This is a genomic window from Rhizobium sp. ERR 942, from assembly GCF_007828395.1.
In the GTDB taxonomy this organism is placed as follows: domain Bacteria; phylum Pseudomonadota; class Alphaproteobacteria; order Rhizobiales; family Rhizobiaceae; genus Rhizobium; species Rhizobium dioscoreae.
The window spans coordinates 59,667-82,423 of the sequence record NZ_VIUA01000004.1 but is presented as its reverse complement, the minus strand read 5'-3'; the positions used below and the strand labels follow the sequence as shown (position 1 = coordinate 82,423).

Annotated in this window: 20 protein-coding genes and 1 pseudogene; 4 read left to right on the top strand and 17 right to left on the bottom strand. The window is 59.8% G+C overall.

Annotation, left to right across the window (positions count from 1 at the left end; genetic code table 11):
- Positions 1–68 precede the first annotated feature (68 nt).
- From FBZ97_RS17295 to FBZ97_RS17275, 5 genes are all read right to left on the bottom strand, one after another.
- Complete coding sequence (locus FBZ97_RS17295; protein ID WP_113353183.1) at positions 69–2,210, bottom strand: beta-galactosidase; 2,142 nt, start codon at positions 2,208–2,210, stop codon at positions 69–71.
- A 17-nt stretch (positions 2,211–2,227) separates the two neighbouring features.
- Positions 2,228–3,379 (bottom strand): ABC transporter ATP-binding protein, encoded by a 1,152-nt coding sequence (locus tag FBZ97_RS17290; protein WP_113353182.1) that lies wholly within the window; start codon positions 3,377–3,379, stop codon positions 2,228–2,230.
- A 39-nt stretch (positions 3,380–3,418) separates the two neighbouring features.
- Positions 3,419–4,270: a carbohydrate ABC transporter permease gene (locus FBZ97_RS17285; RefSeq protein ID WP_113388728.1), complete on the bottom strand. Its 852-nt coding sequence runs from the start codon at positions 4,268–4,270 to the stop codon at positions 3,419–3,421.
- Positions 4,270–5,145 (bottom strand): sugar ABC transporter permease, encoded by an 876-nt coding sequence (locus FBZ97_RS17280; protein ID WP_113353180.1) that lies wholly within the window; start codon positions 5,143–5,145, stop codon positions 4,270–4,272. The genes FBZ97_RS17285 and FBZ97_RS17280 overlap by 1 nt, the downstream gene beginning before the upstream one ends.
- A gap of 89 nt (positions 5,146–5,234) precedes the next feature.
- Positions 5,235–6,512, bottom strand: coding sequence for an extracellular solute-binding protein (locus tag FBZ97_RS17275; RefSeq protein WP_145321530.1), 1,278 nt, complete (start codon positions 6,510–6,512; stop codon positions 5,235–5,237).
- A 201-nt stretch (positions 6,513–6,713) separates the two neighbouring features.
- Between FBZ97_RS17275 and FBZ97_RS17270 the strand changes: the two genes are divergently transcribed.
- Positions 6,714–7,859, top strand: a complete 1,146-nt coding sequence (locus FBZ97_RS17270) for an ROK family transcriptional regulator (RefSeq protein WP_145321532.1) — start codon at positions 6,714–6,716, stop codon at positions 7,857–7,859.
- 97 nt (positions 7,860–7,956) lie between these two features.
- Here the strand turns inward: FBZ97_RS17270 and FBZ97_RS17265 are convergent, their stop codons facing one another.
- The 4 genes and pseudogenes from FBZ97_RS17265 to FBZ97_RS17250 form a co-directional block, all read right to left on the bottom strand.
- On the bottom strand, positions 7,957–8,943 hold the full coding sequence (locus FBZ97_RS17265) for a GlxA family transcriptional regulator (protein ID WP_092713702.1): 987 nt from the start codon (positions 8,941–8,943) through the stop codon (positions 7,957–7,959).
- A pseudogene (locus FBZ97_RS17260) lies at positions 8,940–9,128 on the bottom strand (proline racemase family protein); the annotation flags it as partial. The gene FBZ97_RS17265 and the pseudogene FBZ97_RS17260, both read right to left, overlap by 4 nt.
- A gap of 9 nt (positions 9,129–9,137) precedes the next feature.
- Positions 9,138–9,449: a hypothetical protein gene (locus FBZ97_RS17255; RefSeq protein WP_113353552.1), complete on the bottom strand. Its 312-nt coding sequence runs from the start codon at positions 9,447–9,449 to the stop codon at positions 9,138–9,140.
- Positions 9,450–9,640: 191 nt separating this feature from the next.
- Positions 9,641–10,324 carry a 5-formyltetrahydrofolate cyclo-ligase gene (locus FBZ97_RS17250; RefSeq protein ID WP_145321534.1) on the bottom strand — a complete coding sequence of 228 codons (684 nt, stop codon included), beginning with the start codon at positions 10,322–10,324 and terminating at the stop codon, positions 9,641–9,643.
- A gap of 114 nt (positions 10,325–10,438) precedes the next feature.
- Between FBZ97_RS17250 and FBZ97_RS17245 the strand changes: the two genes are divergently transcribed.
- Entirely contained in the window at positions 10,439–11,344 is a 906-nt protein-coding gene (locus tag FBZ97_RS17245; protein ID WP_145321536.1) for a LysR substrate-binding domain-containing protein, read from the top strand.
- Between the two features lie 53 nt (positions 11,345–11,397).
- Positions 11,398–12,519 (top strand): HPP family protein, encoded by a 1,122-nt coding sequence (locus tag FBZ97_RS17240; protein WP_145321538.1) that lies wholly within the window; start codon positions 11,398–11,400, stop codon positions 12,517–12,519.
- Between the two features lie 60 nt (positions 12,520–12,579).
- Here the strand turns inward: FBZ97_RS17240 and FBZ97_RS17235 are convergent, their stop codons facing one another.
- Together FBZ97_RS17235 and FBZ97_RS17230 are read right to left on the bottom strand one after the other, a co-directional pair.
- Complete coding sequence (locus tag FBZ97_RS17235; RefSeq protein ID WP_113388855.1) at positions 12,580–12,927, bottom strand: DUF488 domain-containing protein; 348 nt, start codon at positions 12,925–12,927, stop codon at positions 12,580–12,582.
- Positions 12,928–13,019: 92 nt separating this feature from the next.
- Positions 13,020–14,345 (bottom strand): FAD-binding oxidoreductase, encoded by a 1,326-nt coding sequence (locus tag FBZ97_RS17230; RefSeq protein ID WP_145321541.1) that lies wholly within the window; start codon positions 14,343–14,345, stop codon positions 13,020–13,022.
- Positions 14,346–14,577: 232 nt separating this feature from the next.
- Here FBZ97_RS17230 and FBZ97_RS17225 point away from each other — a divergent pair, with 232 nt between their 5' ends.
- Entirely contained in the window at positions 14,578–15,054 is a 477-nt protein-coding gene (locus tag FBZ97_RS17225) for an Lrp/AsnC family transcriptional regulator (protein ID WP_092713673.1), read from the top strand.
- Between the two features lie 138 nt (positions 15,055–15,192).
- Here FBZ97_RS17225 and FBZ97_RS17220 read toward each other — a convergent pair whose 3' ends face one another.
- The 6 genes from FBZ97_RS17220 to FBZ97_RS17195 all read right to left on the bottom strand — a co-directional run bounded on the left by FBZ97_RS17220 (position 15,193) and on the right by FBZ97_RS17195 (position 22,755).
- A complete protein-coding gene (locus FBZ97_RS17220) occupies positions 15,193–16,848 on the bottom strand; it encodes an ABC transporter ATP-binding protein (RefSeq protein ID WP_145321677.1) in 1,656 nt (551 codons plus the stop codon).
- Positions 16,849–16,850: 2 nt separating this feature from the next.
- Positions 16,851–17,702, bottom strand: a complete 852-nt coding sequence (locus FBZ97_RS17215; protein ID WP_145321543.1) for an ABC transporter permease — start codon at positions 17,700–17,702, stop codon at positions 16,851–16,853.
- Positions 17,699–18,649: an ABC transporter permease gene (locus tag FBZ97_RS17210; protein WP_145321546.1), complete on the bottom strand. Its 951-nt coding sequence runs from the start codon at positions 18,647–18,649 to the stop codon at positions 17,699–17,701. The genes FBZ97_RS17215 and FBZ97_RS17210 overlap by 4 nt, the downstream gene beginning before the upstream one ends.
- Positions 18,650–18,747: 98 nt before the next feature.
- Positions 18,748–20,358, bottom strand: a complete 1,611-nt coding sequence (locus FBZ97_RS17205) for an ABC transporter substrate-binding protein (protein ID WP_145321548.1) — start codon at positions 20,356–20,358, stop codon at positions 18,748–18,750.
- Between the two features lie 66 nt (positions 20,359–20,424).
- Complete coding sequence (locus tag FBZ97_RS17200; RefSeq protein ID WP_145321550.1) at positions 20,425–21,147, bottom strand: HAD-IA family hydrolase; 723 nt, start codon at positions 21,145–21,147, stop codon at positions 20,425–20,427.
- A 234-nt stretch (positions 21,148–21,381) separates the two neighbouring features.
- Positions 21,382–22,755, bottom strand: a complete 1,374-nt coding sequence (locus FBZ97_RS17195) for an aspartate aminotransferase family protein (RefSeq protein WP_145321552.1) — start codon at positions 22,753–22,755, stop codon at positions 21,382–21,384.
- Between the last annotated feature and the right edge of the window lie 2 nt (positions 22,756–22,757).

Here is a 22,757-nt window from a genome sequence, read left to right as displayed (position 1 = left end):
AAGAGCCTCGATCCCAAAACTCCGGCGCCGAAGTTTCATCCTCGGCGCCGGAGACGTCACAGATGGTATCAGACCGATTGCTCGATCACCAATACGCCGTAGCCGGCGAGCTCGGTCGCGCCTGATATGGCTTTGCCCGTCAGCAGGTCGGTACCCGCCGGCAGATTGACGATCTTCGTTTCATGCTCGGTATTGAGCACGAACAGCAGCTTCCTGCCGCCACCTTCGCGCAGTGACACTTCGACGCCGTTAGGCAGATCCTGCACCAGCGGCGCGGCAACACCGTTGCTGACGAGAAGCTCGCGAATGACCTCCGCGAGCGGCGCGGTGAGATAGGTGCCGAGGTAGTAGACCTGACCATTGCCATGCCGGCGGCGCGTCAGCATCGGCGTGCCTTCCAGGAAACGGTCGGACCAGCGGCCGATGATCTCGGTATCGGCGGATGTCTCCAGCTTCTCGTAAAGGTGTCCGGCTTCCAGCTGACGATTGCCGATCGTATAGGCATATTTGCGCGAGGCCGAGGTTGCGGCCGGACGTGGGGATGGTTGGTGGCTGCCGATGCCGCCTTCGCGGAAACCGGTGAACAGTCCATCCGCTCCTGGAGCGGAGACAGGGCCGAATTCATGGACACGCACGCCGGAAAGCTCCGCGAGCGCCTTGCCCGGTGCCTGGGTACGGATGATGTGATTGTTTTCGTCGCGAGTTCCGGTCATCGCCGACAGGATGAGCGTGCCGCCGTCGGCGACGAACTTCTCCACGGCTTTCGACCACTCCTCCTTCCACATGACCCAATGGGGGACATAGAGGGCCTTGATGCGCGAGAGATCATCTTCCGGATGGATGAAGCCGCAGGCTATGCCCGCCTCATAGCATGCGCGGTGCAGATGGGCTGCATCCTGCATCGGGCTTGGCAGGCCGATCGCGTAGGTCTTGTACGCTTCCTGATTGTCGAAATCCGCGCCGGCGATGGCAATATCCATGCGGACGGTCGTGCCGAGCAGCTTGTCCTCGATCGTGCGGATGTCGGATGCGAATTGCTTGGCTTCCTCGTAGCGACGGCGCGCAACGTCGTCGTGGTCGATAATGCCGTTCCAGTAGATCTCGGCGCCGAAATGCGCCGGCCGCCAACGGAAGAACATCAGGCCGTCCGCGCCGCGCGACACCGACGTCATCGCCATGCGGCGCATCTCGCCCGGCTCCGGCACGGAGGAGGAAAAGCCCGGCTGGCTGCCGAGGCCGGAGGCCTGTTCCGGGACGATGAAATTGCCGGAATAGGCGCGGCATTGGTCGAGATGGAAGGCTTGCGTGATCGCATGCCCGCCACCGCGGCGCATCTCATCATAGAGGAACGGATAGATGTCGAAGCCGATGAAATCGAGATCCTGGCCGAACTGGCCGCGGAAATCGATATCTACAAGGCCGCCGAGATTGTGGAAGATGAACCATGCGGGATTGGTCGCCCGCAAGATTTCGACCTGATCGTGCTGGAAGAGAGCCGTCGCGAATGCGAGGAAACGATGATAGTCCTGCACGTGACCGGGGCTGGAGAAGGACGGGTTCATCGGCTGCGGGAAGACGATCTGGTCGAAGGTCTGATAGGCCGTTGCCCAGAAATCGCCGCCCCAGGCAAAGTTTAGGGCTTCGATCGTACCATACTTCGCGCGGCAGAACTTCTGGAACTCGATGAGCGCCGAAGGCGAATAGCTTTCGGAGGTCGTCGTATTGAGCTCGTTATCCGTCTGCCAGCCGATGACGTGAGGATTGTCGCGATAATGCTCGGCCATTGCGCGGGTAATCCGTTGGCTGTGCCGGCGCAGCACCGGGCTCGTCGTATCGCAATGCTGGCGCGATCCATGGCTTGCCTCTCTGCCATTGGCATCGACGCGCAGGACTTCCGGATATTTTGCCGTCAGCCAGCGCGGTGGTGTTGCCGTCGGGGTGCAGAGAATGGTCTTGATGCCATGCTTGGCCAGGCCGGCGATTGCCTTGTCGAAGAGCGAGAAGTCGAAATGGTCCTCATGCGGCTCCATGATATGCCAGGCGAATTCCGCCATGCGAACGGTGTTGAAACCGGCGGCCGCCATGCGTTCGGCATCGCGGTCCCAATAACTCTCGTCGACATGTTCGGGATAATGCGGCACGCCGACCAAGAAGCCGTCGAGATTGAGCGTCCGCCAGACGGATAGCGGCTTTCTTTCCAAAACTTTCATGAGGTCACAAGCTTTCTTTACAGAGAGGCAATGATTGACTTCGGCCGGCTGAGGGTTCTGCCATCAGGACCGAAGAGATAGAGGGACGATGTCGAGGCGGATAGCTTGATCTGCTCGCCGGCCGAAAAGCCGGCGGCATTACCGAGCTGAACGGTGAAATTGCGCGTGCCGCTTTCAGACCCGATCGTTGCGAGCGGACCCGCATCGACATAGAGAATGGTTTCACGGCCGAGCTGCTCGACCAACCCGACCTTGCCGTCAAAGGAAATCGCGGCGTCTTCAGTGGAGGAGCCCATCTTCAACGATTCCGGCCGAATTCCCAGCGTCAGGCTGGCTTGCGCCTTAAGATCGCCGACATCGGCCACCGGAACATGGACCGTCGTGCCGCCGCCTTCCAGTGCGACTTCAGCGATACCGTCGCTGAGGGAAACGAGCTTCGCATTGACGAAGTTGATACGCGGTGCGCCCAAAAAGCCAGCGACGAATTGGTTTGCCGGATTGTGATAGAGATTGAGCGGCGCGCCTTCCTGCTCAATGATACCCTTGTTGAACACCACGATGCGGCTCGCCATGGTCATCGCCTCGACCTGATCGTGCGTCACATAGATCATCGTCGAGCCGAGCTGCTGGTGCAGCGTTGAAAGCTCGACGCGCATTTGCGTGCGCAGCGCGGCATCGAGATTGGAGAGCGGTTCGTCGAAGAGGAAGACTTCCGGCGAGCGGGTGATGGCGCGGCCGATGGCGACGCGCTGGCGCTGGCCGCCCGAAAGCTGCTTCGGGCGCTTGTCGAGCTGGTCGGATATTCTGAGGATCTCGGCCGCGCGCTTGACGGCAGCGTCGATCTCGCTTTGCGGGCGCTTCGCCATCTTCAGGCCGAAGCCCATGTTCTCAGCAACCGTCATATGCGGATAAAGCGCATAGGACTGGAAGACCATGGCAATGCCGCGGTCACCAGGCTCTTCGCGCGTCACGTCGCGGCCGTTGATCCAGATCTCGCCGGAGCTGATGTTTTCGAGCCCGGCGATCGTCTTCAGCGTGGTGGACTTGCCGCAGCCCGAAGGGCCGACCATGACAATGAACTCGCCCTTGTCGACGGAAAGATTGACCGAACGCAGGGCGTGATAGCCGCCATAATGTTTGTCGATGTCGATCAGCTTTACATGGCTCATGAGTGATACTCCAAATCTGTTCGCGCGGTGCGGAAAGCGTCAGCCCTTGACGGCGCCCATGGTCAGGCCCGCGATGAAATGTTTCTGCATCAGGAAGAACATCAGGACCGGTGGGACGGCGACGAACAAGGTTGCCGCCGCCACGATATTCCAGGCGGAGGTCCACTCGCCTCTGAGATTGTTCAGGCCCGCCGTTACCGGTTTCACGACATCGCTCTGGGTGAGCACGATCGCCCAGAAGTAATCGTTCCAGACGAAGGTGAAGATCAGGATCGCAAGGGCTGCCAGCGCCGGCCGCATCAGCGGTATGACGACATGGCGCATCGTCTGCCAGGGGGACGCGCCTTCGGCGCGCGCGGCCTGAAACAATTCGTCGGGCAGAGCCGCGATGAAATTGCGCATGAACAGGGTCGCAAAGCCGGTCTGGAAGGCGACATGGAAGATGATCAATGCGAAATAGGTGTCGTAGAGGCCAACCGAGACCATGAGATCGCGCACCGGGATCATCATGATCTGCGCGGGCAGGAAGTTGCCGCCGACGAAGAGCGAGAAGAGCAGGGCGTTGCCGCGAAAATTATAGCGCGCGAGCACATAGCCAGTCAGCGTCGAGAATAGGAGAACTAGCAGCACCGAAGGCAGGGTGATGATGAGGCTATTGATGAAATAGCCCCACATATTCGTCTGCTGGAAGACCGCCTGGAAATTCTCGACGAGATTGACGTGCTCGGGCCATGTCCAGTATTTGCCGGCCATGATTTCATCGGCCGTCTTGGATGCGGTCAACATGACCGCGAAGAGGGGCAGCAGCCAGAGGATCAGGATCAGGCCGACGAAGCCGGCATAAAGGCCGCGAAGTACGGGCTTTTCTTCGGGGATGGGGCGAGGATACATCAGCGTGTCTCCCGTTCCATGCGCACCATGACGCGCAGATACCAGGTGATGAAAACGATCATGATTGCAAAGAGGACGGTGGCGATCGCCGCGCCGTAGCCAAAACGATAGGAGAAGATCGACTGCTCGTACATCTGGTAGGCCAGCACCTCCGACGAGCCGAAGGGCCCGCCTGATGTCATCACCGCGATCATGTCGAAGGATCGCAAGGCGCCGACAACGGTCACGGCAAGAGCGATGAAACCCACCTGGCGCAATTGCGGCAGGACGACGTGCCAGAGCATGTTCCAGCCGCGCGCGCCATCGACCCGTCCAGCCCCGATGATGTCGGAACTCAGATTGTTGAGGCCGGCGAGAAACAGCACCATGCAAAAGGCGATCTGTGGCCAGAGCGCGGCGGCAACCACGGCGAAGGTGACGAAATGCTCATCGGCGAGCAGGGCAGGCGCCGTCGCGCCGAAGAGGTTGAAGATGAGCGCAAGAAGCCCGTAATTCGGATCATAGACCCAGCCGAACACGACACCGACCGTGACCGTGGCGAGTACGAGCGGAATGAAGAAGAGCGACTTCAAGATCCGCATGCCGGCGATCTGCTGGTTGACGAGCAGTGCCAGCGCCAGCCCAAGCGGCGGCGCCGCCATGAACATGACGAGCCAGATGATGTTGTTCTTCAGCGAGACGTAGAATTGCGGGTCGGCAAAAAGCTCGGAATAGTTTGCCAATCCCACCCAGCTCTTCTGTCCGACGCCGTCCCAATCGAAGAAGGAAATCCAGATCGATTGGATCGAGGAAGCGATGATGATCGTTCCGAACAGGATGCATCCCGGCACGATGAAGAGGACAGGCGTCAGCCAGTTCCTGTGTTTTTTCCACATGGCTCAGACTTTTTGGTTCGATAATTCAAGGCACGCGCGGCGGGGTGAGGACTTAAAGCCGATGCCCGCCGCGCCTTGGTCCGGGAGGACTATTTGAAAATGCGCGCGCGGGTCTTTTCGAGCCGCGCCAGGATCTGGTCGCGACGCTCGGGCTTGACCGTGAATTCCTGGAAGCCTTTCATGCCGTCCTGCGCCATGTCCGGGGCGGTGTCACGGTCATAATATTGCGACGTTCCCTTCACGCTCCTGAGCGACTCCACGGCGATGTTGACCAAGGGGTCCTTGCTGGGTGGGCAATCGTTGCGCGGCGGAATGGTGCCTTCGGCTTCGAGGAATGCGCTGAGATTGTCAGGCTGATAAAAGTAAGCAAGGAAATCACGCGCACCCTGCCGGTTCTTCGCCTTGGCCGGGATATGCACGGAGTTGACCGAGAAATCCTCGTAGCGTTCGACGCCGGAGACGATTTCCGGGAAGGGAGCGAAGGCGATCTGGCCCTCGTCGCCTGCCGGGAAGGCGGACTTGATGAAGCCTCCAAGGTCCATCATCGCGGCCTTCTTCTGCGCCAAGGCCGCGCCTGCCTGTTCCCAGCCGAAGGACGGCGCGTTGGCGGAGAAGAAATTGGCCCTGATAAGCTCTTCCCATTTGTCGAAGACCGGCTTCAGCATCGGGTCGGTATAGGCGATCTTGCCTTCCATCAGCGCAAGGTGCTTGTCGAGACCGTTGATGCGCAGGTTCATGTGATCGAACCAGCCTCCGGTCGGCCAGAGTTCCTTCGTACCCATGCTGATCGGGGTCATGCCGGCGGATTTCGCCGCCTCGCCGAATTTCAAGAATTCGTCCCAGTTCTTGGGCGCCGTCCAACCCTTCTCGGCGAAAACATCCTTGCGATAGAAAAGTCCCCAGAGAATGCCGCCAAGCGGCAGACCGTACTGCTTGCCGTTGACGGTGACGGCCGTCATGGTAGCGCCGAGCTTATCGCTATAGCCTTCCTTGGCAAACAGGTCGGAAATGTCGTCGAACAGTCCGCGGTCGACGAAAGCCTTCATGCGATTGCCGGAGAACCAGAAGCAGATATCCGGGGCACCGACGACGAGATAGCTGCGGATGGCCGTCTTGTGAGCCTCGTGATCCATATTGTTGATGGTGACTTTCGTCCCTGTCTTCTTGGCAAAATCGGCAGCGATACGGTCAAGGACGGCGCGCTGATCGGCATTGCCGATATCCGAAATGATCGTCACCTCGCCGCCATTGGCAATTGCCGGCCGATAAAGCGCCGTGGCGGCCAGGGCAGCGCCCGTGCCGATCATGAACTGGCGCCGAGACGCCCTGATTGCATTGACGAGTGAAAGTTCGTTCTTCGATGCCATCTTTTTCCTCCCGAGGCACATCAAATTCCAGGCCCGCCCACCGACGTGAGCAGCCACTAACCTTCAGAAACTACGCAATAAACCGGCAATTCCGCTTGTGCAGATACAAGCAGACATTCCTCCATTGCCATGCGCTATTGCATACCGTATCTTCCGGGAAGCAACAATAGTTAATTTACAAAATAAATTTAAAGGATCCCCGTGCGCGGCAACCCTAGTACCTCCCGAGCCCTCAACCGACGGCTCATCCTGAACCTGCTGCGTAATCGCGGAGCGATGCCGCGCGCCGAAATCGCCACCGTGACGGGCCTCAGCCCGGCGGCCGTGACTTTCGTGGTCACGGAGCTGGTCGAGGAGGGGCTTGTCATCGAGGGAAAAGCGCAGACGGGTGCCACGGGTCGGCGGCCTGTGCCGGTCGATATTAATTATGATGGCCATCTGGCTGTCGGCTTCAAGCTTCGCCACGACAGCATCGATTGTGTCCTGACCGATCTCGCCACGACGCCGATCGCCTCCTTCGATATGCCTGTGCCGGATACGCGACCGGAAACAATGGTCGAGGCGATTGCGATGGCAATCCCGAAGCTGCTGGCCGATGCCGGGCGCACCGGCTTGCCGGTCATGGGGGTCGGCGTTTCCATCCCGGGCGAGGTGGACGCGGTCAACGGCATCTGCGTCCAGAGCCCGCGCTTCGGTTGGCGCAATCTTGCTTTTCCCGAGCTGCTGCGTGAGCGGGTCCATGTTCCGGTCTGGATCGACGACGATATCAGCGCCTTCACCGTCGCGCAGCGGCTCTTCGGCGCGGGCCGCAACTACAGCAATTTCGCGACGATCGCCGTTGGCACCGGCGTCGGGTCATCGCTCGTTATGGGTGGAGAAATCTATCACGGAAGTCACGGCCTAGCCGGGAAACTCGGCCACATCATCACTGTTCCCGGCGGCCGTCTTTGCGAATGCGGGAGAAGGGGCTGCCTTCAGGCGCACACAGCCGAGGCCGCGATGATCGAGGACTGGGGCCGACAAAGAGGCGCAAAGGCCAATCGCGATGAATTCGCAGCCGCGATCGATGGCGGCGATCCGGCGGCTCTCCAGGTCATGGCGGAGGCGGGGGAGCTGATCGGGCGCCATCTGGCCGATCTGGTGAACCTGTTCGATCCCGAGGTCCTCATCGCCGGCGGCGAAGCCATGCAGTTTGGCGAGGCGATTCTTGAGCCGATCCGCCGTTCGATGGCAAAATATGTCTTCTTGAATACGCCAGAATTACTTCCTGATTGGGTGCCGGGCTCCTGGGCGCGGGGCGCCGCAGCTCTGGCGACCCAGCATTTCTTTGATCTGGACGTTGAATGATACCGCTGCGCGCCGTGTCGCCAAAGACCTGAGCTCCGGCTCGCTCTTGATCGGGAGTCCCTTTGGCGAACCTGGCAGTCATCGCGCCATCAGCTCTTCAGGCATGCGCGCGCCGTAACTCCGTGGGAGATTGTCCGTAGAGCCGGCGAAAGAGCCTCGCAAAATGGGACGCGCTGTCGAAGCCGACCTCCAGTGCGATTTCAATGAGCGGAGCCTCTGTCTGGAGAACCAGCTGCTTGGCCCGTTCCATGCGAATACGGGTGTAGACGGCTCCGGGAGAGGTTTTCATTTCCTCGGTGAACAGACGTTCAAGCTGCCGCCGGGACAGTCCGACCGATGCGGCAAGATCTTCGGTCGGGACCACGTCCTCGATATGGCTCTCCATGGTAATCAGCACGGCCTTCAGGCGTGGGTCCTGGCATTCGATCGCGAGCGGCTTGCGCGGCTGGATATCCAGCCCGGATCGAGCGCGCTCGATCTGCAGCACTTCAAGCGCGTTTCGCTCGGCGTCCCGGCTGATGTGCCGTCTGACGAGAAAGGCGGCCATATCGGCGGCGCTGCTTCCGCCGGCGCATGATCCGCGGCTCCGGTCGAGATTGAACAGGCGATCGGAGCGAACGGGGTTTTCGGGGAATTGCTCCCGATAGGCCTGATAATGCAGCCAGCTGACGCAGGTCTGGTGTGTTTTCATCAAGCCAAGGCGTGCCAAGATGAACGTGCCGGTGCAGACCCCGATCAGCGGGATCTTCTGAGCCGCGGCCTTCTTCAGATAATCGGAAGTCTGTTGATCGATCGTGATGTCGGCATTCAAGAGTCCGCCGACGACGACAATGTAGTGGAATTCCTTGGGGTCGATAAAGTCCGACGTCGGTGCGACCTGAACACCGCAGCTCGATGTGATGAGATGCCGGGTGCTACCCAATACCTGCCAGTCGGCCAGCACCCTGCCCGATTTATCGGCTTCGTCGCTCGCCAATCTCAGCGTATCCACGAACAGGGCGAAGGCGGAAAGCGTAAATGATCGCGCGAGGATGAATCCGACCTTCAAGGGATCGTGCTTAGCTTCTTGTTTGACGGATTTCATGCAATGCCTCGACGGACAGACCTCTTCCATTTGATCTGGAAACCATAGGCCAAAGGATCTCGATCGTCGACGAAGATCGTATTTTGGCCGATGATCCGCGCCCAGCCCCCGACGCTGGGCCTGACGTCGCGGAAATCTCCGATTTCAACGTCGGACTCGATGTATGCTTCGAATACCGTGCCGATATCGGTGGCTCAGTGGTTCCCCGTAAACTGGAGATAGGCCGCAAGGCTGACGGCGGAAAGCGCCACAATCGCAGCGGGGTGGGAAAGGCTCTTGCTGATGGCCGCGAGCAGCAGGCCGAGCAAGACGATGGCACTTCCCAGTAACGGCCCCTTATCGGCAAAGGACAATGCAAGGGCCGTCAGGCTGACTGCCGCCGCGACCATCGTAACCGGCATCTGGTTTTGAAGACTGTCACCGCGGCTTGCGAAGGTCAGCAGAAACCTGTTCCAGCTCAAGCCGAGGGAAATGCTCAAAAGTAGCGGCAGGAGAATGGACAGCATGAATATCGTCTCTTCCGATGGATCAATCGTAAAGACGCAATTCATGTGCCAATAGGCGCAGGCGTTGATCCGGCCGGGTATATCGGAGCTCAGGTGTAGACTGCTGCCCGTTTGTGCGGCGATCTGCCGCTCCGTTCAGCATCCCGCCGGAATCGGCAGGCTTAATGCCGGGCAGGAAAGGGGCTTTGAGTTCATCGATAGCGCGGTCCCGCTTGCGTGACGATCACGTCCATCGGAATGTCATGAGCGAGCGGACGGATGGTATCGATCCTCTGCGATTCGAAGCCGACGCCGATGACCAAAGGCTTGCGCTCGAGGGCCGCAAGGGTTCTGTCGAAAAATCCGCCTCCATAACCAAGACGGTAGCAGGCTGGATCGAAGCCGACCAGGGGCGCGATGACGATATCGGGAACCGCTTGCCTGCCCTCTGCCGGCACGGGAATGTTCCATACCCCGCGTTCGAGCCGCTCTCCTGTTTTCCATGATCGGAATATCAAGGGTTCTGCCTTGGCGACAACGACCGGCAACAGGCAATCCGCGCCGCGTGCCGTCAAGGCCGCCATCCATCCTCTCAGGTCCGGCTCTCCCGAGAAGGGCCAGAACAGGCTGATATGTTTGCCGTCGATATCGGTGACAATCTGATCGAGATAGGTGGCGATCGCGCCTGTATATTCATCACGCTTTGCGATTGGCAGCGCCTTTCGCTCGCCGATCAGCCTTTGCCGCTCAGTCCTTCGCCACGCGAAAATATCCGAGATCCGGTCTTCATCGGGTGAAATGCCGCTATAGGCTGGATCGACCTCGTGCAACATGCAGGCAGGCGACGCGTATTCGCGGATTGCCTCGTCGGTTTCATGTCGATCTGGTTTTGCCATCCGCCCGTCAGAACTCCATTCCCTGGCTCGATACCGAAACATGCTTGAGCTGCGACAATGATTTTTATATAGGGAATGATAAGGTAACTTAATTCCTGAATCGAGATCTTTTAATTGGACCTTTCATCAATCGAGATCTTCCTTGCCGTGGCCAGTGACCGCAGCGTGACCAAGGCCGCCAAGGCCGTGGGGCGCGTGCCGTCGAACGTGACGACGCGCATTCAGCAGTTGGAAGACGATCTGGGTGTCCTGCTCTTCAGCCGCAACGGCAAGAAGATGACCCTTACGAAAGAAGGCGAGACATTTCACCGCTATGCCAATCGGCTCGCCGCGCTTGCGCTCGAGGCGCGTCAGGCGGTCCGGCCCCAGCGCCCAACGGGCACATTGCGTCTGGGGACGATGGAAAGCACGGCGGCAAGCCGGCTGCCCGCGGCGCTCAGCCGGTTCAACCAAATGTGGCCGGATGTATCGCTCAAGTTGACGCTTGGCGCCTCCCGCGACCTTGCTCAAGATGTTCTGCGCGATGTTCTGGATTGCGCGCTGATCGCCCGGCCGCCAAAAGCAATGCTGGATGAAGATCCAAGTTTCGCGGCTGAACTCAAGCAGCTCGAAGCCGAACCGGTATTTGTCGAGGATCTGCTGCTTCTGCTGCCATCCGGGCATCCGCCGATCCGGTCGGCTGCCGATTTGCGCGTCGGTTCGATTGCTGCCCTTGAGCCCGGATGCACTTATCGCGGGATTGCTGAAGGCTGGGCGCGCAGGTCGAGCTCTCTGCCAACGACCGAACTTGGCTCCTATCATGCGATTCTGGCCAGTGTGGCGACCGGCAACGCAGCCGGTGTCATGCCAAGATCGGTTCTCGATCTCATGCACTGGCCGGCGACATCGGTGACGCACCAGCTCGCCATCGTCGACACGATCCTGATCTCGCGCAAGAATGGTCGCCCGAGTTCGCTCGATGCGTTTCATGAGGTCCTCGGCGCCACCAGGGGCAAGGGCCTGCCGCTAGCGCCGAACTAGCCGGCGTCCCGCCGTTCATCCAAGGAAAGCCCTTCTCTAAAACTGGTTCCATCATGCAGCATCCAGAGTCCCACAAGGCGGCGTCCAGCCGGTTCCGCCTATTTTCCCCGATCCTGGCCGGAGCCACCTTGCGCGAACGGCTGATCGCGTGCCTTGGTGCCTTGATCGGCATCGGCCTTACCGGCGTGATCAGCGGCTATCTCTTCGGTCAGGGGCCGCATCTACCGCTCATCGTCGCGCCAATGGGAGCATCCGCGGTGCTGCTTTTCGCGGTTCCGGCAAGTCCGCTTGCCCAGCCTTGGTCGATCATTGGCGGCAACACCATTTCAGCCATGATGGGTATCATCGCCGCCTATCTCATCCATGATCCGATCATCGCGATCGGGGTCGGCGTCTCGCTTGCGATCGGAGCGATGTCATTTACGCGATGCCTGCATCCGCCAGGCGGTGCTGCCGCCTTGACCGCCGTTCTTGGCGGCCCGGTCGTCGCAGGCTGGGGCTTCCTGTTTCCGTTCGTGCCGGTTGCCTTGAACTCCTGTATACTCGTCGGCCTCGGACTTATGTTTCACAAGCTTTCCAGGCGCAATTATCCGCATGTCGCCGCAAAGCCTGCCGAGAATATCCATCAGACACGTGATCTTCCGCCGCCCTTGCGGGTGGGCTTTCGAGAAGAAGATGTCGATGCCGCCTTGGGCGTGCTGGACGAGACCTTCGATATCGATCGCGCCGACCTCAGCCGCCTCTTGCGGCAGGTCGAACTGCAGGCAGCGGTGCGATCGCATGGAGATATAAGCTGCGCCGACATCATGTCGCGCGATGTCATCGCCATTGGCGAGGATGCTGAGCCGGATCACGCGAGACATCTTCTGCTGAAGCACAATATTCGAACATTGCCGGTCAAGGATCGGGAGGGCCGCCTGATCGGTACGGTTGGTTTGCGCGAGCTCTCCAGCGGCCTCGACGCCATCGCGCACGCCATATCGAAACCGGCTGTCGCCGGCGCGACCGATCCTGCTCTTTCGCTCCTGCCTGTTCTGACGGACGGACGCACACACGCGGTCATCGTCATTGATGCCGATCGGCGCGTTCTTGGTCTGATATCGCAGACGGATTTGTTGAGCGCGATGGCGCGACTTCTGCCGCCCCGCGATGCCCCGGCTCAGGCCGTCGCCTGAAATCCGCGCGGAGGTTTCGACATACTTCCATCTTGGGCGATGACAATGCCGGTCAATGATCTACCGATTGGTGAGGAAGTCCATGAGCACGACAGCGTTATTGTGCTCGGCGTCTCTCGCACCATAAAGAAGCGTGGCAGTCGATGGCCCGATCTGCTCCCTAAGCTCTTCCACGGCCTTCGAGTTCTTCTTGAGCTCATCCTGGTAACGCCGGCGAAATTCATCCCATTTTTTTGGATCATGATCGAACCAGCGTCGCAGCTCGGCGCTTGGGGCGATGTCCTTCAGCCAGGCGTCAATATGAGCGTCGTTTTTGCTGATGCCGCGAGGCCATAGACGGTCGACGAGGATACGCTTGCCGTCGCCGTCATCAGCGGGTTCGTAAATTCGTTTGATGCGCAGAGGCATGTTCATCGTCTTTCCAGGGCGGCTGCCCTTGCCGATGATAACATCCGTCTGCGGAGCTTGGTCAATAATCAGAAGACCAGTGTTTTTGTGCCTCAGAAATCGGCGACCTTGCCCCAAACGGATGAGGCGAAGCGGCTTGGATGATAGGGCGTCGGGTCGACGACAGGCGCAGCGCCGGTCACGATGTCGGCGATCAAATGGCCGGCGCCGGGTCCGATCCCGAAACCATGGCCGGAAAATCCGGCGGCGAGGATGAAGCCGGGAAGGCCCTGGATTTCCCCAATGCCGGGAACACCGTCCGGCGTGCTGTCGATATAGCCGGCCCAGGCGGCCGTGATCCTCGTCTTGTGAAGCTCCGGCAGGAGTTCCAGGGCTCTCGCATGCGTCAGTTCGATCGTGGCATGGTCCGGTCTTGGATCGAGAATGCGCATATGCTCCATCGGCGTCGTTCGGTCGAGCCGCCAGCGCTTCAGCGATTCATGACCGGAGCGAAAGCCTTCGAGGCCGCCGGGCGACAGGCTTTTTCGCCGCTTGAGGAACATGGGAATGAATTGCGACGAGAACCGCAATTGCTGAGGTGTCACGTCAACCCGGCCGCGACCACTGATGGCCAGCGTATAGCCCCCATCGCCACGTCGCGTGACCGATACGCCGCTGGTGTGCAAGGCATCCGGCAATCCTTCGGCACCGGTCGAAACGGCCAGAATGGATGAACGAACGGAGGCTTGAGGAAAGCGAATGCCCAGCTGTCGGCAGAAGGATGACGCCCAGGCGCCACCGGCGAGAATCGCGGTCTTGGTGCGGATCACGCCGTTTTCGGTGATCACGCCGCTGACGCGCCCCGCTTCCGTTTCCAGACCTCGGGCAGCGCAATTCTGATGGACCGTGCCGCCTAGCTTCATGATCGCGCGTGCCACCGCCGGCGCCGCATTGGCCGGATCGGCAACCCCGTCCGTCGGCGAGAAAACTCCGCCTTTCCAGATGCGCCCCGTGGCGCGGCCACGCTCGGTCGCAGCAGCGCTGTCGAGCATATGCGTCGTGACGCCGACCGTTCTCGCAAAGTCGTGCCAGCGCGCCCAACCGGCGATCTCCTGATCGTCATTGCTGAGATAGAGCAGGCCGCAGCGGCGGAAGCCTGTGTCCTCGCCGCTATCAGGAGCAAATCGTTCCCAGAGATCGAGGCTTTTCGTCGCGATCGGCAGTTCCCGCCCATCGCGGTTCTGCTGCCGGCACCATCCCCAATTGCGGCTGGATTGCTCTGCCCCGACCCGGCCTTTTTCGACAAGGGCGACGCGCAGGCCCGATCGTGCGAGATAGTATGCGGCGAAAACGCCGACAATTCCTCCGCCGATCACGACGACATCGGCTGACTTCGGCAATATCGGCGAGCTTTCGACAAGGCAAAGCGGTGCAGGCATGCGCGATCTCCAGGTTCGAACCAAATCTACCCCATTGCTTCGCCAGACGTTGCCGGAGATGGTGGATCCACAAAATTTTATGCCGTGATTGATGCAGTCTATAAACTATTGTGCTTCAAAGGAGATTTGTCTTCCCGATAGACATAACCGGGCAATATGCTAGGCTCTGCTTTGCGTGATAACAGCATTTTGTGCCGTCTTCTCCCGGCGCTCTTTCAATGGCGGACCTCTGATGAAACTGGATCGGATCGATATCAAAATCCTCTATGAGCTTCAGAGAAACGGCCGCATCACCAATGTCGAGCTGGCGGAACTGGTGGCTCTTTCACCCAGCCCATGCCTGATGCGAGTCAAACGGCTGCAAGCGGAAGGATATATCGAAGGCTATTCGGCCCAGATCAACCTCGCCAAGCTCGGCCAGACGCTGACCGTCTTTACCGAAATCACCCTGAAGAACCACCGGCAGATCGATTTTGCGCGCTTCCTCAACGTGGTCGAGAAAATCGACCAGGTGATCGAGTGCCATCTCGTATCGGGTGGCTACGACTATCTCATCAAGTTCGTCACCGCCGGGATCGGCGAATACCAGACCATCATGGAACGGCTGACCGATATGGATATCGGGATCGACAAATATTTCAGCTTCGTCGTGCTGAAATCACCGATCGTCAAGTCGCATATGCCGCTGACCAGCCTGTTTCCCATGTAACGACCTTTCAAGGCCAGATCGGCGGCTTGAGCCGGATGATTTTAGATCGAGTCGACCTAAAATCTGAATCCGCTCTAGAATCAAAGAAGTAGAGCGTGATGTCGTCCGAAATCCCCTGACACTTTTCGGCATCACGCTCTAGCCGTGCCCATATTCGCGCTTGAGCTCCAGGTCCTGGACGAGATTGTCGAGCCAGGTCGGATCGAGCTTCGGAACCGACCCGAACAGCAGCTGCGAATAGGGGTGGCGGGGCGCATTCGCGGTCTCGCGCGTGATTTGCTCCACCTTCTTGCCGCCATACATCACGACGATCTCGTCGCAGATTGCCTCGACGACCGAAAGATCGTGACTGATGAAGATGTAGGACAGATGCAACTCACGCTGCAGTTCCTTGAGGAGATCGATGATCGCGGCGGCAACGACGGTGTCGAGAGCGGAGGTGATCTCATCGCAGATGATCAGGCGTGGTTCGGCGGCAAGGGCGCGGGCGAAATTCACGCGCTGCTTCTGTCCGCCTGACAATTCCGACGGATAGCGATAGCGAAGCGTGCGGGGCAATCGCACCATGTCAAGCAGTTGATCGACCCTCGCCGCCCGGGCCGCGCGATCCATTCCGTGATAAAATGCCAGGGGCCGCTCGAGAATATCGGCGATCGACTTCGCCGGATTGAGTGCGGTGTCGGCATATTGAAAGACGATCTGCATCTCCCGCAATTGATCGCGCGTACGCGATTTGGCGGCGCGATTGATATCGCTGCCATTGAAGCCGATGGTGCCCGACACGGCCGGCAGTATTCCGGCGATCGCACGCGCCAGCGTCGACTTTCCACATCCGGATTCGCCGATGATGCCGAGATTCCTGCCTTTCTCCACCTCGAGACTCACGGACTGAACCGCGCAGACCGCCGGCAGGCCGTTGGGTTGGAGATCGCCATAGCCGGCAACCAGGCTGTCGATCCTCAATACGGGCGCAATCGACCCGCTTGTCTTGCTATCCCGGATGGCCTGCTTCGGCTCGAAGGCGGCCAACAACTCGCGCGTATAGGGATGGCTTGGTCGCGTCAGGATCGCTTCGGTCTTCGCAAGTTCCTGGATTTCGCCGCCCTTGAGCACGGCGATGCGATCGGCGATCTGGGCGACGACCGCCAGATCATGTGACACATAGACTCCAGCAATATTATCGGCGCGAATGACGGATTTGAATGCTTTAAGCACGTCGATCTGCGTCGTCACATCGAGCGCGGTGGTCGGTTCGTCAAAGATAACGAGCTTGGGTTCGCCGATCAGGGCCATGGCCGCTGCCAGTCTCTGCAACTGGCCGCCGGAGACCTGATGCGGATATCGTTCGCCGATCGTCTCGGGATTTGGCAGCGACAGCGCCCGGAAGAGCTCGATCGCGCGATGACGGGCCTGTTCGGGAGGCATCAGCCGGTGAATGCGGGTAACCTCGATCACCTGTTCCATGATCTTCGTGGCCGGGTTGAAGGCGGCGGCCGCGCTTTGCGGGATATAGGCAACCGTCGTGCCACGAACATTTGCGCGCTCGCTTTCGGAAAGCGCGGCCATGTCCTGACCATCCACGTAAATCTTGCCGCCGGAGATGCGGCAGCCCTCCCGCGCATGTCCCATGAGCGTCAGCGCGATCGTCGTCTTGCCCGAGCCGCTTTCGCCGATGAGGGCGATGATTTCGCCCTTCGCTATGTCGAAGCTGACATCCTTGATAATCTCGATGACGCGGCCGGAATCTGTCCTGGCCTCGACTTTCAAATTCCTGATTTCAACGAGGTTGGTCATCATCATGCGCTCCTGTCCCTGATCCTGCGTGGCAGGTTGTCGATCAGCAGGTTGACGCTGATGGTGAGGCTGGCAATGGCGAAGGAAGGCACGATCACGGCAGGGGCGGCGAAGGGCAGGCCGCCGATGTTCTCGCGGACCAGGGCTCCCCAATCGGCATGGGGCGGCTGCAGGCCGAGGCCGAGAAAGGAAAGGCCCGAGAGCAGGAGCACGACAAAGACGAAGCGCAGGCCGAAGTCCGCCAGGACCGGCCGGATAATGTTCGGCAGGATTTCGGAGGCGATGATATAGCCGACCTTCTCGCCGCGGATACGCGCAACGGTGATGAAGTCCATCGTATTGATATTGACAGCGAGCGCGCGAGCAAAGCGATAGGCGCCGGGCGTGTAGATGACGGCGAGCGTAATGATCAGGACGGGAATGGAAGAGCCAACGGCGGCAACGACCACCAGGCCGAAAAGCTTGCTTGGAATCGAGTTCAGGGCATCGAGAAACCGGCTCAGGATCGTGTCGAACCACCCACCGATGACCGCGGCCGTCATGCCAAGCGCCACGCCGCAAAGACAGCAGAGCGCCACCGCAGCCAAGGAAATGCCGACCGTGTAGCGCGCGCCCATCAGGACGCGCGAAAGCATGTCTCGGCCGAGATAGTCCGAGCCGAGCCATAATTGATCGCTTATCGGACCGAAATAGTCCGTATCGACGATGTCACCGACGGAGTAGGGGATGATATAGGGCGCGAACAGGGCGACGGTCGTCCAGCCGAGAATGATGGCGAAGGCGACGACGCCAACGGGGTTGACCCTGTAGCCAAACAGGGATGGAGTGCGGGGAGCCAAGCTTTTCGTGGTCATCGCAGCCTCGGATTCGACAGGATGGCAATGATGTCGGCGGCGGTGATCAACAGGAGATAACCAAGGCAAAAGATCATCGCGCAGCTCTGGATCAGCGGCAGATCGCGGGTCGCGACCGCGTCCACCATCAGCTTGGCGATGCCTGGATAGTTGAAGATCGTCTCGACGATGATGACGCCGCCGACGAGATAGGAAAGCGAAAGCGCGATGGCATTGACGATCGGCCCGAGAGCATTGGGCAATGCGTGCCTGAACACCATGCGGCTGCGTGAGGCGCCTTTGAGCAGCGCCATTTCGACATAGGGGGTCTTCAGCGTCTCAATAAGCGCTGCCCGGGTCATGCGGATCATTTGCGCGGAGGTGACGAAGGTGAGCGTGATGACCGGCATGGCATAGATTTTCATGAGGTCGAAGAGCGTATGCGCCTCGCTCGTCGACGACAATGCCGGCAGCCAGCGCAGATAGACGGCAAACAGCAACACAGCGAGCGTCGCGACCATGAATTCGGGCACTGATATGACGCCGATCGAGATGACGGTTACGAGCCGATCATAATAGGAGCCGCGAAGCATGGCGGATGTGATGCCGAGCAGCAGCGCGAGCGGCACCGAGACGAGCGTCGTTATGGCGGCAAGCTCCAACGTCGCGACCAGGCGGCCGCCGATCAACTGCGCGACAGGCATGTTATTCGCGTAGGAAATGCCGAGGTCGCCTCTCATCAGACCCAAAAGCCATCCCATGAATCGCAGGATCGCTGGCTCGTCGAGGTGCATGGCCTTGCGCAAGCCCGCAACCGCCTCGGGCGTAGCCGCCTGGCCGAGCAGGATCGAGGCGGTGTCTCCCGGCAGCATGCTGGTTGCAAAAAAGACGGCGAACGACACGATCAACAAGGAGATGATCGCAATTAAAAGCCGGTTCAGGACAAGAATGGAAACCTCGGATCTCAAACAAATCGCTCCTGCGGCGTTCTACGAAACGAATGGCGTTCGCGGGACGGCTCCCGGTGGCGGCCGCGACCGTCCCCGGGAGAGATGTCCAGCAGGGGTCAGGCCTGGAGCCAGAGATATTCCGCCATCGCGTAGCCCATCATGCCACCGAGCGGATTGGCTTCCAATCCGTGTACCTTGCTCGAAATGGCATCCACATTCGAGATATAGGCAGGGATGATGGTGCCCGCCTCGTCGGCGATCATCACCTGCATTTCGTCGTAGATCTGCTTGCGCTTGGTCTGATCGAGCAAGCCGCGAGCTTCGATCAGCATCTTGTCGAATTTCTCCGACTTATACTGGCTCTCGTTCCATGGCGCGTTGGAGGCATAGAGGAGCGAGAACAGGATGTCGGGCGTCGGGCGCGGATTGATGTTGCCGAAATGGATCGGCGCCTTCAGCCAGTAATTATCCCAATAGCCGTCAGACGGAACGCGCTGGACATCGAGCTTCATGCCGATATTCGCGCCCGCGGCCTGGATGATCATTGCCATATCGATCGACGAGCCTGCCGCGTCGGATGCGATCACCGGAATGGACTGTCCGAGCACGCCCGCCTTCTGGAAATGGAACTTGGCCTTGTCCGGATCGAAGGCTTTCGGCTTCAAGTCATTGTTATGGTAGATGTTCGCCGGGGAAACGGGCTGATCGTTGGCCACTTCGCCAAAACCGCGCAGTGCCGATTTGACGATCTGCTCGCGATTGACCAGGGACTTCATCCCGTCGACGAAGTCCTTCTTGTTCCCCGGCGTCATGTCGAGGCGCATGTTGAGGTTGGTGTAGTTGCCGCTTGTCGTTTTCGAAAGTGCGAAGCCGGACTGGCCATCGACCAGCTTCACGGCGCGGGGATTGATGGCGGCGGCAAGATGGATGTCGCCCGAGAGCAGGGCATTCACGCGGGCATTGTCATCGCTGATCGCGAAGAACTCGAAGGAATCGAGATAGGGCTGGCCGGACTTCCAGTAGTTCTTGTTCTTGACGACGACTGACCGATTACCCGGGTCGAAGGTTTCGAGAACGAAGGCGCCGGTGCCGTTGCCTTTCGAAAAGTCCGTCGTGCCATTGGCGACGATCATGAAATGATGCAGGGCCAGAATGGTCGGCAGGTCGGCATTCGGGTCGGCAAGCGTGATTTCGACCGTCGACTTGTCGATGGCCTTGAAGCCGGTCATCTGGGCGGCGATCTTGGCGACCTTGGAGCCGACGCCCGGGTCGAGATGGCGTTTCAGCGAGAAGACGACATCGTCGGCCGTCAGTTCCTTGCCGTCATGGAAGGTTACGCCCTTGCGCAGCTTGATCGTCCAGGTTTTGGCGTCCTTGCTTTCGATGCTCTCGGCAAGCTCCATTTGTGTCACGCCGGCCTTGTCGATGAAGGTCAGGCGATTGTAGAGCGAGCAGCAGCGCACATAGTCCGTCGACAGGGACGCCTTTGCGGGATCCAGCGTGTCGGCGGTCGAGGACGACCAGCCGGCCCCCTTGAAAGCGCCGCCGGAAACCGGCGTCGCTGCGACGGCCTGCGTGGCGCGGCCGAGAATGATGCCCGCCGATGATATCGCAACACCTCCCGCCAGCATCAGTTTCAGGAGGTCGCGCCGCGTTGCACCGCGCCGGATGGCGTTCTCCACCATCGCGTCGTCGGCGGTGGTCCAGTTCGTGATTCTGTCAGTCATCTCATTCCCCTTTTTTCTGTTGATTGATGGGATGCCCGTCTTGGTCGCAAGCTCTCCCGGGTTGGGTCACTGTCTTTCGGTCAGCCTTTCCTTCACCGCCGAGGCGAAGGCCGCCATCGACGTGAAATGGTAGTCGGGTTGAGTGAAGCTCTCTGGCTCTATCGTGCCGCCATAGCCGTCCTGCGCATGACGGCGCTCGATCCAGCAATTGGTCAGCCCGAGCTTTCGCGAAATGCCGATATCGTGGTACTGGCTTTGAGCGACATGCAGAATGTCGTTCTTGCTCGCTCCTTTGCCGCCGACGAATTCGAATACCTGTTCGAAGAAGGCGGGATCCGGCTTTTCCGTGCCGGTGTCGTCGGCCGTGAAGCTCGCGAAGAACGGCGAGCCCAGCTTTTTTTCGAAGTGATCGAGTGCCCAGCGGCGAGCGTTTGTCATGGCGACGAGGCGATGCGTTTTCTTGAGCTCGGCAAGCGCTGCCGCGCTATCGTCGAACGCGTTCCAGTTGGCGACGGAATCACGCAGTCGCTGCGCATATCGATCTTCCGTCGGCAGGCTAAGGGCGGGCGCAATGACCATGTAAACCCGTGAGAGATCATCCGGAAAGAGTTCCGCGTCCTCGCTGTAGCGCGCCCGGCGATAGAGCCTCAGCGCCTCTTCGCCATCGATGGAGGTGCCAGCTTCAGCCGCAATCTCGGCGAGGCAGGTCTTTATGCCACCTTCGAAGTCGATGAGGGTGCCAACGACATCGAAGGTAAGATATTTGAAGTCCTGAAAGTCTTTGGCCAAGTCATGCTCTCCTTCATGATCCGCTGCGGACAAGCCGCTTGCAGCATAAAATTCTGACCCAAAGGGCGGAAATCGTCCTGCCAAGGCCCGGAAAAGCCGGCTTTCAGCCGTTCTAGGAAGCAGTTTGGCAGTTCCTGAACGGCGAAGTCGCCGAATCGATGGTGTACAGCGGCACAAAATTCCGAATTTCTGGCCCTCTCCGACATTTCGCCAACCAAGAATGGCATACGCCCTTCAACGCATGGCTTCCCGAACGTCCGGATCTTCCAAAGTCTGGTCGAGGGTCTTTCGTGTGCGCTCCAGGATCGCGTCGATATCATCATCCGTGCAGCAAAGCGGCGGTGCGTATCCAAGCACGCCATGGGCGAAGGCGCGGATGACGAGGCCATTGTCCCAGGCGCGATCGAAAATCCTGCGCGCCGGCGCGGCAGCACTTGGCAATGGGGTCTTCCTGGCCTTGTCGACGACCAGTTCGACGGCCGCCAGCATGCCGCGACCGCGGACATCGCCGACCAGCGGATGGTCACGCAGATTTTCCAGTCCTTCCATCAGACGCGCACCAGCCTTGACACCATTTTCGAGGAGGCCGCCCTCATAGAGCTTCAGTACTTCGAGCCCGACTGCCGCGCTGACGGGATGGGCCGAATAGGTGTAGCCATGGCCGACCGCCGCACTACCGGCGCTGTCAGCGATGACATCATAGACCCGATCGGACATGAACACGGCGCCCATGGGCACGTAGCCGGAGGTCAGGCCCTTGGCCGTCGTCATGAAGTCAGGGACGATTTCGTCGTACGAGCAGGCGAACAGCGGACCGGTCCTGCCGAAGCCGGTAATGACCTCGTCGGCGATGAAGAGAATGTCATATTGACTGCAGAGATCGCGGATCGCCTTGAGCCAGCCTTTCGGCGGCACGATGACGCCGCCCGATCCCTGGATAGGTTCGGCATAAAATGCCGCCACGCGCTCGGCGCCGATCGCTTCGATCTTTGATTTGAGGTCCGCGATCGAGGCGGCAATGATCGCATCTGCCGTTTCGCCGACCGGATTGCGATACGGATAGGGCGAGGGAATCTTGTGCTGCCAGTCGAAGGGGACGCCGAAGCCTGCATGGAAGCCGGGTAGCGCCGTGAGGCCGGCTCCAACGGTCGAGGAGCCGTGGTAGCCTTGCTCGATCGAGATGAACTGGTCGCGCTCCGGCTTGCCCTTGGCATGCCAGTAGTAGCGGACGAAACGCACCGTGCTGTCGACGGCATCCGATCCGCCGAGCGTGAAGAAGATATGATTGAGATCGCTGGGCGCCCGGTCGGCGAGTTCGGCCGCAAGGCGAATGGCCGCTTCGCAACCGATATCGAAGTAACCCGTCGCATAGGGCAGTTCACGCATCTGGCGGGCTGCTGCTTCAACGATGCTCTCATGCCCGTAGCCCGCGTTCACGCACCAGAGGCCGGCAAAGCCGTCGATAAGCTGATGGCCCGATGCGTCGGTGACGGTTGCGCCTTTTGCTGACCGCAACACCCGCACGCCCAGTTTTTCATGGCCGCGATAGGATGAGACCGGATGGATGAGGTGCGCGCGATCAAGTTCGATGAGCGAGTTGGCGAGCATGA